The organism is Paenibacillus sp. FSL K6-3182 (assembly GCF_037976325.1).
Lineage (GTDB): Bacteria > Bacillota > Bacilli > Paenibacillales > Paenibacillaceae > Pristimantibacillus.
Map to the genome: position 1 here is coordinate 7016367 of NZ_CP150265.1, position 14038 is coordinate 7030404.

Annotated in this window: 14 protein-coding genes; all 14 read right to left on the bottom strand. The window is 37.7% G+C overall.

Translation table 11 applies throughout. The features are described from left to right. Positions 1-109: 109 nt before the first annotated feature. The gene (locus tag MHH56_RS30695) at positions 110-478 is read right to left on the bottom strand and encodes a hypothetical protein (RefSeq protein WP_339205345.1); all 369 of its coding nucleotides are present in this window, start codon (positions 476-478) and stop codon (positions 110-112) included. Between the two features lie 62 nt (positions 479-540). After that, the gene (fliD, locus tag MHH56_RS30700) at positions 541-2013 is read right to left on the bottom strand and encodes a flagellar filament capping protein FliD (protein ID WP_339205346.1); all 1473 of its coding nucleotides are present in this window, start codon (positions 2011-2013) and stop codon (positions 541-543) included. Between the two features lie 223 nt (positions 2014-2236). After that, positions 2237-2932 carry an acylneuraminate cytidylyltransferase family protein gene (locus MHH56_RS30705; RefSeq protein ID WP_339205347.1) on the bottom strand — a complete coding sequence of 232 codons (696 nt, stop codon included), beginning with the start codon at positions 2930-2932 and terminating at the stop codon, positions 2237-2239. After that, a complete protein-coding gene (locus MHH56_RS30710) occupies positions 2925-4046 on the bottom strand; it encodes an N-acetyl sugar amidotransferase (RefSeq protein WP_339205349.1) in 1122 nt (373 codons plus the stop codon). Before MHH56_RS30710 ends, MHH56_RS30705 begins: the two co-directional genes overlap by 8 nt. Positions 4047-4063: 17 nt before the next feature. Beyond that, positions 4064-5116, bottom strand: coding sequence for a nucleotidyltransferase family protein (locus tag MHH56_RS30715; protein ID WP_339205350.1), 1053 nt, complete (start codon positions 5114-5116; stop codon positions 4064-4066). A gap of 2 nt (positions 5117-5118) precedes the next feature. Continuing rightward, on the bottom strand, positions 5119-5742 hold the full coding sequence (locus MHH56_RS30720; protein ID WP_339205351.1) for an acetyltransferase: 624 nt from the start codon (positions 5740-5742) through the stop codon (positions 5119-5121). Beyond that, complete coding sequence (gene neuB / locus MHH56_RS30725; protein ID WP_339205352.1) at positions 5735-6814, bottom strand: N-acetylneuraminate synthase; 1080 nt, start codon at positions 6812-6814, stop codon at positions 5735-5737. The genes MHH56_RS30720 and neuB overlap by 8 nt, the downstream gene beginning before the upstream one ends. Then, positions 6811-7941, bottom strand: a complete 1131-nt coding sequence (neuC, locus tag MHH56_RS30730) for a UDP-N-acetylglucosamine 2-epimerase (RefSeq protein WP_339205353.1) — start codon at positions 7939-7941, stop codon at positions 6811-6813. Before neuC ends, neuB begins: the two co-directional genes overlap by 4 nt. Next, positions 7928-9103: a LegC family aminotransferase gene (locus MHH56_RS30735; protein ID WP_339205354.1), complete on the bottom strand. Its 1176-nt coding sequence runs from the start codon at positions 9101-9103 to the stop codon at positions 7928-7930. The genes neuC and MHH56_RS30735 overlap by 14 nt, the downstream gene beginning before the upstream one ends. Further along, positions 9100-10101 carry an NAD-dependent 4,6-dehydratase LegB gene (locus MHH56_RS30740; RefSeq protein ID WP_339205355.1) on the bottom strand — a complete coding sequence of 334 codons (1002 nt, stop codon included), beginning with the start codon at positions 10099-10101 and terminating at the stop codon, positions 9100-9102. The genes MHH56_RS30735 and MHH56_RS30740 overlap by 4 nt, the downstream gene beginning before the upstream one ends. 20 nt (positions 10102-10121) lie before the next feature. Then, positions 10122-11903 (bottom strand): 6-hydroxymethylpterin diphosphokinase MptE-like protein, encoded by a 1782-nt coding sequence (locus MHH56_RS30745; RefSeq protein WP_339205356.1) that lies wholly within the window; start codon positions 11901-11903, stop codon positions 10122-10124. A 145-nt stretch (positions 11904-12048) separates the two neighbouring features. Then, a complete protein-coding gene (locus tag MHH56_RS30750; RefSeq protein WP_339205357.1) occupies positions 12049-13233 on the bottom strand; it encodes a flagellin in 1185 nt (394 codons plus the stop codon). A 139-nt stretch (positions 13234-13372) separates the two neighbouring features. After that, complete coding sequence (gene csrA, locus MHH56_RS30755) at positions 13373-13597, bottom strand: carbon storage regulator CsrA (RefSeq protein WP_339205358.1); 225 nt, start codon at positions 13595-13597, stop codon at positions 13373-13375. Positions 13598-13612: 15 nt separating this feature from the next. Further along, positions 13613-14005, bottom strand: coding sequence for a flagellar assembly protein FliW (locus MHH56_RS30760; protein ID WP_339205359.1), 393 nt, complete (start codon positions 14003-14005; stop codon positions 13613-13615). Positions 14006-14038: the final 33 nt, after the last annotated feature.

Here is a 14038-nt window from a genome sequence, read left to right on the forward strand (position 1 = left end):
GTAACTATTCTCTTTTGCATTAGAAGAAAACTTGTATATTTTAATGGCTCATTCCCTATATGAATAAAATAAAAATAGGCCTCTCCTAAGAGAAAGCCTCAGCCCACTATTATTTCTTTTTATCGAAAAATGCACCGTATGGAGAATGTGAGTTGCCATAATCCCCATATTGCTGATTAACAGCTTGGCTTCTCTTCATATTCATTATTTCAGATCCCAAATTCTGTTTCTTACGATTCATTATTGGAAAAATCCTTTGATCAACTTCATATGCTGGTTGAAGATAGGTTTGTTTCTGAATCTCGGTAAAAGAACATCCGTGTTCCAATGCTACTGACACAAGATCAATCACCGCTTGTCTCTTATCCAAAAGTTCTACCCATTCTTCAGGCTCACTATTATCTTCTAATATTCTCTGCTCCAACGTAAATGTATATGATAAAAAATCGTTAAGCAGAGAATCTAGAGAAGTATTCATAGTCGGTAACCCACTCCCTCTAAATCTGTTAAAAAATGATTTATATTAAAATTACAGATAACTTAACCTAGTTGTTGTGTTAACCAATTCCCTTGGGCATTCGCTTTACTCATCGCACTTTCCATTGCGGTGAACTGCTTCCAATAACGACTTTCTATGCCCTCTAATCGCTTTTCCCATCTACTAATATCTGTATTAATTCTAGTTAGACCTTGACCAAGAATACTCTTGTCTGTAAATGATCCAGAACTGCCTGCTTTTTCCGTAAGTTTAATCATCGTACCGTTAAGTTGATCGTATAAACGCTCAATCAATCCACTCTCGGCAAATTTAGTAGCGGCATCTGTTGAAGTACTCTTTTTAGTAAACAGTTCCATTATACCATTCCCATTTTTAGAAATGGCTTCTTTTAGTTTCGCTTCATCAATATAAAGTTTCCCTTTTTCTGAATAATCACCTGTTGTAATCCCAATTTCGCTTAGATTATCATATTTCGAATCTAAACCAGCGCCAGAAACATTCGTTGATAAAGATAGACGCAATTCAGATAGCGCATTAGATAACAAACCATCTTGGCGCAGTAAGCCGCTCTTAGCCTTTTGTTCCCATTGTTCAACTTGCTTATCGGATAACGATTCTTTCTCTTCGTTTAATAAAGGTTTGTAATCTCTATAGGTGCGTTCACTTAACTTACCATTTATCTTTCCAATAACTTCGTTATATTTATCTACATATTCTTTAATCGATTTAAAAACTGCGTCCTCATCGGGTTTGAGACTAATTTGCGCTTTTCCCGGACCTTTGATGTTAAATTCAACACCATCAAATGTAAAAGTATTACTTTTGATTGCATATGAAATGCCGTTAATAAGTGCGCTACCTGCTGTTCCAGCTACAGCTGGTTTGTTTTGCGGGGGGACCAATGCATTACCCAGCTTAGATTGAAATTCAGAACTTATATCAATAGCTGGATATTTTCCATTTGAAGTAAAAGTTATGGATTTATCATCTTGCATAAAGCTTGCTGTAACACCGGTTTGTGATGATAGTGCATTAATTTTTGCTACAACGCTGTGTATGGTATCAGTGATTGTCACATCAATACTATGCTTATTAGGATCTGAACCAATTGTGAAGGCAAAATCCTCTGCAATTAATGTAGTCCCATTTACCAAACTATCTTTTATCGTAAACTTCGAGGTTTCAGCCTGTGCTGCTATGGGGGCCACCTGTAATTCTACATTATATACTGAAGCATTCGGACTCCCCTTTTGTTTTACAGAAACAATTGAATCATTATTTGATGTTAATTCCTTCTTCTGATAAGTTGATTGTAGCTTCATATCAAAGGTTTTATTTTTCAAATCGGATAGGAGGGCGTTCATTTCTCGATATTGGTCGCGTCTCCACTCTTCTGTTTGCTTCTTTTGAAGAAGTTTATTTAGCGGTGCGCTCTGAGCTTTCATGAGATTTTTGACGATTGACTCTGTTTCCAAACCCGAGACTAATCCACCCATACGAATTGGACTTACCATAATATCCCTCCTATATTTTCTCTGCTTGTACATTTCTATTCTTATTTAAGGCTATTCACTATTAGCTCTGTGCTGAGTAAACTTGTCCTATGCTGTCATGTATCTTCTTATATGTACTCCTAATACTATCGGCTAAATATAGAATATTGTTTATAAAATGTGATAAATAATAATTAATTCAAAAGATAATATATCCGCAATGAAGTTTTAGAGGATAAAGTTCTTATTTCCTCCCCATTTTATGCATCAATAGATCGCACAATAAGAAATCCTCTTCTGTATCAATATCATATGATCGACTCTTAGGCATAATAAATGCAGTTGTTTCGTCATTCAAAAAAGTTTTGGTGTTAACTAACCAATCTACCTTTGCCACATATATGGCTCCGTTCAAAGCATAAACCTTCTTTAAATCCTGACGGCGTGATGCTGTTGACTCTTGTGGTATAAGAGGCTTCATTCTACAATTCCCCTGAAGACTGTACATCCAATATGGTGATTTTTCTGGTTCGGTTACGCTCACACAGGATGGAGCATCTAACGCCAACATAGCGTCAATACAGCCATCGATATCCTCTACGTTTCTCAAAGGAGAAGTAGGTTGAAGTAGAATCACATAATCATAATCAGGTAATTCGTTTAGAGCATGAAAAACCATATCCATACTTGATGTGTCATCCTGCGCAAGGTGTGAAGGACGTACAAAAGGGACATCACAACCATAAGCACTTGCAATTTCAATAATTTCCGAGTCTTCGGAAGATAACACAACACGATCGATATACTTCGATTTTTTCGCAACTTCAATGGTCCAAGCAATAAGTGGCTTCCCGGCTATTTCCCGTATATTTTTACGTGGAACTCCCTTGGAACCACCGCGGGCAGGGATAATGGCTAAAATATTCTTGTTATTAATCATTAATCTCTTTCCAGATCGGATATTTCAATTCCCATTCACCATGTCTATTTTTATTGAATAAGTCCTCATTATAAAAACGGTCAACAATACTATAAAATTTCGTATGAGAATACCCAAGAAAATCAATAAATGACTGGACTGCTTTTTGGTCTACACGATGATCATGCTTTTTCACCAATGCTATACCTTCTTCTCTACTGATTAAACCATATCGAATAAATTTCGATGCATAATCTGTAGCGGATGCGTGTCCAAATTTCGGGTATTTCAACCATGGATGGACTAGGTAGGCATATGAATCAACCTGGTCAAAGTTTTCGAAAGTATGCTCACGTGTCCATTCATGCGACAAATCTTTAAATCCATTATTTTTTGAGAAGATATAGTTGCTATAGCTGCTCCAGCGTGTAAAGTAGCTCAAATAGATCGGTTCTAATTGATCAATTTCTTCAGCAGTAGGAGGGTGGCACAAAGCTAAATCCATTAATGACACATTTTCATCAATTAATTCGTTGTAGTCAATTTCCCCAGCTACACCATTATTAATCTGGTCTTTTGCTGAATAAGTTTCAACGCGCTGTTCCCCGCCATATTCGTAGCTAATATTTTCTCCGTACACTAGCAAAGGAATATTGAACTTATGTGCCACATGAAGTGGATATGTATAGATTAAACGATCTATATACCATGTCGGACGACCATATTTTTCGAACGTTTTACGCATAATATGCTTTTGCGCCCTTAAATTTGGCTTTAACGACATAATGTGACAACCAAAACGTTCAGATATATTTTTCAAATTATGTTTGCCTGCCTCAGTCATCTCAAAATTATCTTCTACTGAAACAAGCAGCGGGTTCATATTCATAACTTCTTTGAAAAAATGAACTTGAAAATGACTGTCTTTCCCACCACTTACTGCAATAATACAATCATATTCAGAATCAGTTTTACGTCTGTGCTTATCACAAAGGGCTTTTAATTCTTCAAATCTTGCATCCCAGTCTGTCATATCTTTTTGTTCTTCTGCTTGGCAGGCCTGACAAACTCCAGCTTCATTGAATAAAATTCCAGGTCGCGTATCAGGCATTACACATTTTTTACAATATTTCATTATGATTTCTCCCTCAATTATTCGTTTAGTTGTAGTTTAATATCTACATTAGCTTTTTCATAATCATCCATTCTTCCAATATCAAGCCAATATTCTCTTAAAGGGAACACAGCAACTTCTTTTTGTTGATCCATTATTTTTTCAAACAGCTCTGGCATATCGTAAAACTTCTCTTTCGGTACATAATTTAACATTTCTTGATTAAGTATATAAATGCCTGCATTTACAAAACTCTTGTGTATTGGCTTCTCAACAATGGAAAGCAAACGGTGACTCTCAGTTTTAATGACACCATATGGAATTTGATATTCGTATTCCCGAACACACATTGTTGCAACGGATTTCGTTTCATTATGGAAATCTAGCAGTTGCTCATAATTAATTTTGGTTAACAGATCACCATTCATTACAAAAAAAGGAGCATCTAGCTTCTCTGGTAATAGTGATAAAGCCCCTGCTGTTCCAAGCCTTTTATTTTCTTCAATATATTTAATACTAACGCCTAGATGTGCGCCATCTTGAAAATAGTCTTTAATAATTTCTTTTTTATAGTTTACTGACAGAATAAAATTTGTGAATCCAAACTTTTTAAAATCCTCTATAATCAATTCTAATATGGGCTTATCGCCCACTTTAAGCATAGGTTTTGGAATATCATTTGTGAGCGGCCGTAAACGGTTTCCAAGACCTCCAGCCATTAGAATAACTATATTCTCTTTTTGTAATGCTCCTTCAATGTCTTCTGAAAACAGAATATATTGAATTTGCTTTTCATGGTTTACAATTGGCAATTGCTTTAATTGTCTTTTTTTCATCAACGCTTTGTAATAGTAAGCCTTCTGTCCTGCTTTTTCGTACACCGGCATCTCATTCATTACAACTCGAATCGGTGAATCAAGGGATCTTCCCTTTAATATACCACGCCGAATATCACCATCGGTTACTGTTCCAAGCAATCTATTATTGTCGTCTACTACAACTGCAAACTGCAATGAAGAATTATCAATAACTTTCATAGTTTCAATAATTTCCATTTCAGGGGAAATTAGAATCGGCTTCCAATTTTTCATCTTCACACTTCCTTAGCAGGCACACCATACACTTTGCTATAATCTTTGACTGACTTTAGCACGAGTGATCCGGCACCAATTAATACATGACTTCCAATCATAACATTTTGAATAATGACAACTCCTGCACCAATATGAGTACCGCTTCCTACAGTTATGCTTCCTGAGAGAGTTGTACCTGGAGCTATATGACAATGTGATCCAATGTAACAGTTATGGTCAATGCTCGAAGATGTATTTACTATTGTATTATCGGCAATCGTAGTAAAAGATTGAATAATGGTACCAGCCATTAATTGAACGCCCTCACCTAGATGGGCATATGGAGATACAATTGCTTTTTCATGTATCACTGAAGCATACGTATAACCTTTTTGTTTAAAATGATTGAATATAGTAGCTCTCAATGATGAGACATTTACAGATCCTACACAAAGAACGAGCTCTATATCCGTCGTTTGAAAGGTAGTAATTATATCATCTGTTCCAAGATAAGACAGACCGAAGCGGTTCTCTTGTACTTCCTTTTCCGTAAATCCAATTATTGTACGGTTTTGTTGTAATAAAATTTCCGTTAATACCGTTGAATGACCACCATTCCCTATTAAAATGACCGGTTTATTCATTGATCAATTCATCTGCTTCATAATTTTTCAAAGCAGTTTCGCCTAACAATGACCAATATTGAAGAGGTGACATTCCAGTTCCTGGGCGTTTAACATTTATATTTTGTTCTGTAAAGATTTCGCCTTCTCTAATCCGTTTAGCAGCAACTAAGCTTTTTCTAGCAACAGTTTGGGTTATTAGCTCACTTTTCGTAGGCTTTTTATTACCATCTCCCAACGATTCCTCTACAACTCGAATTGCAGTTACCATCTGTTTTAACTCTTCAGGCTCTAAGGATGCACGGTGATCTGGCCCTGGTAATAAACGACTTAGCGTAAAATGTTTTTCAATAATCTTAGCGCCTCGTGCTACTGCAGCAATTGGGACATAGATACCTTCTGAATGATCAGAAAGACCGATATCTACTTGTAAATCGCTTCTTAGCTGATCCATCGCAGTCAAATTAATGGCTGAGAATGGTGTTGGATATTCAGTCGTACAATTTAAGACTGTTACATATTGTCTCAACCACTTTTTCGCTTCATCCGTTTTATAAAATGCTCTGACAGCGGTTAAGTCCACAATTCCTGAAGGATATGCCAGCCCATAAGCAATGAACGATAACGCGTCGTGTATGTCTTGCATTGTGGCCATACCTGTCGATAATATAATCGGTTTTTGTTTAGTAGCTATGTAATGAACAAACGGAAAATTTGTTAATTCTCCTGATGAGACTTTAACCGTATGTATGCCTATCTTATCTACCAAAAAATCAACGCTTTCCTTATCAAACGGGGTAGATAGAAATTCTATCTTCTTTTCATCACAGTATAACTTCAACTGATTAAATTGCTCGTAGGACAACTCCAGCTTTTTCAGCATTGCATATTGTGAAGTCTCCTCACCGATGTTTTCCACTTGGTAAGAAGCCTGCTTCGCTTGTTTCGTTACCAAATTCTCGGTCTTAAATGTTTGAAATTTAATCGCATCTGCCCCCGAACTCACTGCAACATCGATAAGCGCACAAGCTAAATCAAATGAACCGTTATGGTTTACACCAGCTTCTGCAATAATATACGTTTGTTGACTCATATATCGTAAAACTCCTTCTGAACTGAGTAGGAAGGTAACTCTTTAAGAATACTTATAATCTTTGTAGATACATTCCCTGTGCCAAATATTTGATCATAAGGTTCTTGAAATTGTAGAGCTGCCTCAATAGCTGCAATAATGGAACCTTTACTAAGTTCAGCATCGAACACGGATGATGGCCTCTGGCGTCCAGCTTGTCGATCACCACAATTAACAGTAGGAGTCCCTAAATACGGAGCTTCAATTAATCCGCTAGATGAGTTGCCAATGACGATATCCGCATACATTGCTGCGCTTAGATAGCGAATCTGACCAAGCGAATCAACTAAGCTTGCATTTTTATGTGTTCGAACAAATTGTTCAATCGCTTCATTGATGTATCTACCGCCATTATCAGCATTTGCTTTAGTGAATACTAAATGCAAATGGGAATATGTCTTTAACGCATCGAGAAGCGCATGAATACCATCGCTCTCACCATTTGTTTCCGGATGGTAGGTAATGAGAAAAAAAGACTTGTCTTTATCAAGTGATAAATTTGCATATAGCTCTTTTTTGTCCATAAGAGGAAGCTTTTTAATATTCTCAATTCCTGGGGCACCTACATTCCATACTCGATCAGGTGTCTCTCCAAGCTGAATAACCCGCTTTCGGTGCTCCTCTGTACTAACAAAATGCCAAGTTGCCATTTTCGTAATGGAGTGACGAATCGCATCATCATAAGCACCAAAGGTTAATTCGCCACCATGGATATGAGCAATTGGTAGGCCTTGTATTAGTGCTACTTGTGCAACCGAAAGCATTTCGAATCGATCACCTAACAGGATAATCAAATCTGGATTTAAACGTACTAGCGCATCTGCAAATCCGATTATAGCCAAGCCCATTGACTTAGAAACTCCTGTAGCCGAATCCGAAGATAACAGTATCTCTATTTTCTCCTTGATCTCAAAACCATCAGCTTCGATTTGCTTATAGGTCTGACCAAATTCTGGGGACAAATGCATCCCTGTCGCAATGACTTGTAACTCCAAATCTTGATCCGAATTAATTTCCTTCATTAGCCAGTAAAGCAACCCATATTCTGCCCGTGTACCTGTGACGACACATATTTTACGTTTGATCATTATTTCCTCCTTTTAATGGAGTGGATGGAATGTTAATGACTCGTTTATTTAATTGGTTAGTCACAAAGAGGTCCGACTTTGGACAATTGGAGTATGGAGCTAATTCGTTTAAGGGAGTCCAGATCGGTCTTGCCATCACGCCTTCGCTATTCAATTCATCAAGAACGAAATCACGAGAGTGCTTACTCTCATCCACTAACAGCGTCTGCAGCCAGTAGTTACTTTTCCCAGATGGCGGTTCTACAAATAATTGTACACCTTCAACAGGCTCGAACAATTGCTCATATTGCTTTGTTAATCGTCTCTTCGAAGCAACAAATGTATCCATCATCTCCAATTGCGCACAACCAAGAGCAGCATTGATATTTGGCATTCGGTAATTATATCCGATTTCATCATGACGGTATTCCCAACGATGTGGCATTTTAGCTGTTGTCGTAAGGAATTTAGCATAATCAGCAAGCTTCACATCATTGGTTAATATGGCTCCACCGCCACCGGTAGTCATAATTTTATTACCATTAAAACTAAGGGCTCCAACAAGCCCGAACCCTCCAGTATGCTTTCCTTTGTAATAAGAGCCTAGTGATTCTGCCGCGTCTTCGACAAGAATAAGGTTATAACGCTCACAAACATTAATTAGCAAATCCATTTCTACAGGATGTCCGAATGTATGCATAGGAACGACAGCACGAATGATTCGCCCCGTCTGCTTATTAATGAGATCGCTATCTTTCATCTCACCAATCTCTTGAATATATTGTTCAAGTTTCACGGGATCGATTCCCATTGTCCGTTCCGAAACATCAACAAAATGAGGAACTGCCTGTAGATAGGAAACTGCATTGGCGGTTGCAATAAAGGTTAGCGCTGGAATGAAAACTTCATCATTAGCTTGTACTCCAGCAATTTTAAGAGCGATATGTAGAGCGGCAGTTCCATTAACAACGGCAACAGCTCGTTCCACACCTGTGTATTCTGCTAATTTAATTTCGAAATCATCGACATATTTCCCAACAGATGAAACCCATCCCGATTGAATACAATCTGTTACGTACTCCAGTTCTTTCCCACTAAAGGTTGGTTCGTGTAATGGAGTAAATGCTGCATTTCCGTGAATGTCCTTTATACTCTGGGCGATGCTTTTCCATTGATTGTTCATATGTTGTATTCATCTGCCTTATATTGTGATAAGTTCTTTGGATTCGTGAACCATTCAATGGTTTCTTTCAAACCACGCTTAAACCCATCGATTCCCCCATAATTAGGCTCCCAACCGAGTAGTTCTTTCGCTTTTTGATTATTTGCCCAGAGTCGTTCCACTTCACTTTTCTCAGGACGATGGCGAATTTCGTCTGTTTCAATTTCGATTTCCACTCCCATAACTTCGGCAATTATAGAAGCTGTTTCACCAATTGAAATTTCATAGTTGCTTCCGATATTAATGACTTCGCCAAGCGCTTTATCACTATTCAGAATGGAAACAAACCCATTTACAGTGTCTTGTACATAGTTAAAGTCTCTCGTTGGACTCAGGGCTCCTAGCTTGATTGTCCGCGCGCCGGAAGCAAGCTGTGTAATAATAGTCGGTATTACAGCGCGTGCAGATTGACGTGGCCCATACGTATTAAAGGGGCGAATAATCGCTACAGGAGTCTCGAAGGAACGGTTGAACGCTAATGCCATTTGGTCAGCACCGATTTTAGAAGCCGAGTAGGGCGACTGCCCTTGCAGGGGGTGATCTTCATCAATCGGTACATATTGGGCAGTACCATAAACTTCACTCGTTGATGTATGAACCACTTTAGCTATATCAAGCTCACGTGCAGCCTGCAGCACATTTAGTGTACCTTTGATATTTGTATCTATATAAGTATCCGGTGAATGGTAGGAATACGGGATTGCGATTAAAGAAGCCAAATGAAGCACTTTATCACAATCTTTCATCGCTTCCTTAACTCCATAGGGGTCTCTTATATCCCCAGCGAAAACTTCAAACTGTGTTTTGTAGGAGGAATGATCGAGCCACCCCCAAGAGTTGAAGGAGTTATAATAAACAAATGCTTTTACATCATAACCTAACTCTACCAATTTTTCCGTTACATGAGAGCCTATAAAACCGTCTGCCCCTGTAACAAGAACTTTCCCAGATGTACTCAAATGTCTTCCCCCCGATTACACTATTTAAATCTGTTCAAGCTTTCTTCGAGTATAGAAATAATTTTTGAAATAACAAATACACTAACTGTCAGAAACTCAACTTGTATTTCTTTGTTTCTTCTAAAATTTTCAGAGGTTAGAACGTTTTCAATATCGAAAAGGTTCCAAAACGTAGTTAATAAAGCTGGTTGTAACGTATGTCTTAATAACCAATTCTCAGTTATTATTCCGTATAATGGATCTGTTTTTTTTAACTTTTTTAACATCTTTTGCATTTCTTTATCCGATGGCGACACTACAATTTTCATTTTTGAAACTTCAATCTTTTGGTTTTCAAACTTAAACTTAACCTCTGTGAAATACTTAATTTGTTCGTGAATTACTGTTATCATTTGTTCCTCAGAAAGTGGGTACGATGGCTTGTTCTTTAATACATCCTTGACCGGTTGTATTTGTTCAGAACAATAGTTTTTCAGCACCTCTTCAAGGCTCATTTGGATCGTATTCGCAATTTTCGCTCCGCCCTCGGTCGCATTAATGACGAATAACTTGTTATCAAATATTTGCTTCTCAAACCATAGTCTAAAGTTGATCCAGATGTCTGTTGTAGTAACCTTGTCACCGTAGTAACCTTCAACGATCGATTTCTCAACTTCAGAGAACACTTGATTAGTGAATACTTTGTTATCATATATCGTACCACCGGCATGCGACTGTTCCGTTGTACTACCGAATGCTAAATCTTGGCCGACTAGAACAATAGGTGAAGCACCAATATGCTTAGCAAATCCAAATGCGACATGTGCACATGAATTGCCTGTTTCAATGTAATTTTCCCCATGAATATCAAAAACTTTACGGATCCAGTTAAACTCTCCAACATGTTCTCTCATCGGGAGAATGATATCACCTTTAAACTCCTCGAATATTGGAGGATATAGTACCATTGGTCCTACTAATGTAGTTTCACTTGGATATTGTTTATTCTCATAAAAATAAGTGTACGTTTCTACTTCTCTCTCTACTGAGCAAATAAAATCAGGAATAATTCCTTCATTACACAGTCTGCTAGCGATAGTATCAACTGCAATAACTATTGCCTTGTTTTTCATATCCTTTAACTTTGCAATATTTTTATTTAAAGATGGACCTGCGGATACAATAATCGCTGGCTTATTAGCAAAAGTATTTTTCAAATGTGAAACGTCTTTCGATCTTAGCAGACAACTTATATTACTCATCGTCTGATTAAAACCAAGCAAGCTATCTTCAATAGAATTTCCTAATAATAGCGCTTTGTATTTCACTGTTTCCTTTGCTTTTTTCACTAATTCCAAACTAACATTCAATCCATGTTCCCTATAGTAGGTTGTGAAATAAAATTTAATACTCTTCATATAATAAACAAAAACGGAGGATAATAAATTACCTAAGAAAAAAGCGAATTTATTCAACTCATCAGCAAAAAGTACTACGCGTGAATCATTAAATAGTTGTAAATCTTGATTATTTAATGCAAGATGAAAAAAAGAAAAATTAGGCTCAACAATGATGAGGTACGACTCTTTGCTCATGGTTCGAATTACAGTTTCAATTTCTTCAATAGAATTGATACCAACACAAATAATTAGTTCCCGTTTGTTAGGATTAGGTTTATTAGATTCATCAAATTCACTGCCTAATACTAACACTTGGTCATTCATAGACGTATGTTGAATATCTTTTTCTTTAGGCTCGCCTATCCAATGGCCAGTATTTATAGATAATAATTCAATGTTCTTATCCAATAGCGTCTTAACCATGCTGCATACTCCTTTATCTTACAAAATCCAAACCTATTATTTATTACTAAATCGAAGCCACATAACACATATTATACCAAAAAATCTCCCGAAAAATTCGAGAGATTTTTTGGATTTGTCGATTATTAATACTCAATCGTATTGATTATCTCAACAATTGAAGTACGCCTTGTGGCTGTTGGTTAGCTTGTGCAAGCATCGCCTGAGCAGCTTGTGCAAGGATACTATTTTTCGTTTGTGCCATCATTTCCTTAGCCATATCTGTATCACGGATACGAGATTCAGCAGCCGTCAAGTTCTCGGATGCAGCGCCTAAGTTGTTAATTGTGTGCTCAAGTCTGTTTTGAATAGCACCTAAGCTTGAACGTTGTGAAGAAACTTTTTGCATAGCGTTTTGTACTGTTTCTATTGCTGTAGCAGCACCGAATTTAGAAGAGATATCAATATCTTTAACTCCCAAAGCAGATGCACGCATGTCACCAACCGAGATAAATGCTGTTTGACCAGCATTTGCACCGATTTGTGTCATGATCGAACCACCAAGATCGTTAGCAGCAACTTCAGCTTTACCGAATACAAACGTCATACTTTCTCCGACTTTCATATTAGCAGTAGCGTCAGAAATTGAAATAACAAGTCCTGCAGTTAACGGGCTAGACGCATCATTAGTAAATGTGATAGTAGTTGATGCAACTGTAATAGCCAGTGAAGCACCTTTACCATCCGGACCAATAACTGAGAACGTACTACCAGTAGACGTCCCGCCTGTCTTAACGATCATATAAGCGCCATCTTTGCCTGAACCTGTATTTGCAGCAGCAGTAAGAGCGTCTAATGCCGCACTAGCAATAGTAACACCAGAGTTATTATTAATTTTAGCTGTACCCGTCACTGCCTCAGCTACACCTTTAGCAGAACCGTCAAGCAATTTCTTTGTATTGAACTCTGTTGTGTTACCGATACGGTCAAGTTCAGTTACCAATTGCTTAACTTCAGCTTGAAGCTCTTTACGGTCAGAATCTGTGTTTGTATCATTCGCAGATTGAACAGAAAGTTCACGCATACGTTGCAAGATGGAGTGAGTTTCGTTCAATGCGCCCTCAGCTGTTTGGATCAAGGAAATGCTGTCTTGAGCATTTTTTGAACCCATGTCTAGACCGCGGATTTGACCACGCATTTTTTCGGAAATTGCAAGACCTGCTGCATCGTCGCCAGCACGGTTAATTTTCAAACCTGAAGACAATTTTTCGATGTTTTTGCTTGTTGCTGCTTGGTTAGCACCCAATTGACGGTGCGTGTTCAAAGCTGTAATGTTGTGGTTAATAATCATTAGTATTTCCTCCTTGAAATTTTCGTATTTCCGCATCCTTGCGGAAGCTTACGATAATAGTTCGGCCGCTCTATTATCGCGCTATTATATTTATCGGAATCCTACTTCAATTGTTTATAGCTTATGATTAAATATACGATTATTTTTTAAAAAACTTTGTAACGTCCTCTATGGATACAGAATTAATAGCTGCTGCACGATTTTCAGCTTGAATAGCCATATATATTTCTTTCCGATGAATATCTACTTCCTTAGGCGCTCTTATCCCTAATTTCACATTGTCCCCTTCTACGCCTAGAACAATAATTTCAACGTTTGTTCCAATCATAATGGACTCATTGCTTTTACGTGATAAAACAAGCATAGCTTTTCTACCTCCCTAGGTTTGATTGAGCGGAGCACGCGAGCTGTATGTATTATCATGGAGAATGAGCTGTTTCCCGAGCAGCGTTCTACGATTCAAAATAATCGGAGCAAGTAAATTGATTGTTGCATTCGCAAAGTCTGTGTTTATGGTCAGTACAGACCAAATCTCGACCTCTTCTTCACTGTTGATTCCCAGTTCTTCTTTAACATGATCGGGGAGCTGCCATTCATACTCTGGATAAAATAAGAACGGGTCTGCAACCAATAAAGATATGGATGGTTCATCACCAGCCTTCATTAGCTTCATCGGCAGATTATCTCCAACCTCTTCGAATATGAATTGAGTCAAGTGCTCAAAGCCTGGAATGCCCTGCTCAAACTTATAGCTAGTTTGTTCTGTACTCACATTATAACCCCCTAATAGGATAACTATTTTATT

Coding starts and splice junctions, on each gene's coding strand:
- MHH56_RS30745 (WP_339205356.1), bottom strand. CDS start 11,903: ATGGTTAAGACGCTATTGGATAAGAACATTGAATTATTATCTATAAAT.
- MHH56_RS30715 (WP_339205350.1), bottom strand. CDS start 5,116: ATGAAAAATTGGAAGCCGATTCTAATTTCCCCTGAAATGGAAATTATT.
- MHH56_RS30705 (WP_339205347.1), bottom strand. CDS start 2,932: ATGATTAATAACAAGAATATTTTAGCCATTATCCCTGCCCGCGGTGGT.
- csrA (WP_339205358.1), bottom strand. CDS start 13,597: ATGCTTGTTTTATCACGTAAAAGCAATGAGTCCATTATGATTGGAACA.
- MHH56_RS30695 (WP_339205345.1), bottom strand. CDS start 478: ATGAATACTTCTCTAGATTCTCTGCTTAACGATTTTTTATCATATACA.
- neuC (WP_339205353.1), bottom strand. CDS start 7,941: ATGATCAAACGTAAAATATGTGTCGTCACAGGTACACGGGCAGAATAT.
- MHH56_RS30735 (WP_339205354.1), bottom strand. CDS start 9,103: ATGAACAATCAATGGAAAAGCATCGCCCAGAGTATAAAGGACATTCAC.
- neuB (WP_339205352.1), bottom strand. CDS start 6,814: ATGAGTCAACAAACGTATATTATTGCAGAAGCTGGTGTAAACCATAAC.
- fliD (WP_339205346.1), bottom strand. CDS start 2,013: ATGGTAAGTCCAATTCGTATGGGTGGATTAGTCTCGGGTTTGGAAACA.
- MHH56_RS30720 (WP_339205351.1), bottom strand. CDS start 5,742: ATGAATAAACCGGTCATTTTAATAGGGAATGGTGGTCATTCAACGGTA.
- MHH56_RS30710 (WP_339205349.1), bottom strand. CDS start 4,046: ATGAAATATTGTAAAAAATGTGTAATGCCTGATACGCGACCTGGAATT.
- MHH56_RS30750 (WP_339205357.1), bottom strand. CDS start 13,233: ATGATTATTAACCACAACATTACAGCTTTGAACACGCACCGTCAATTG.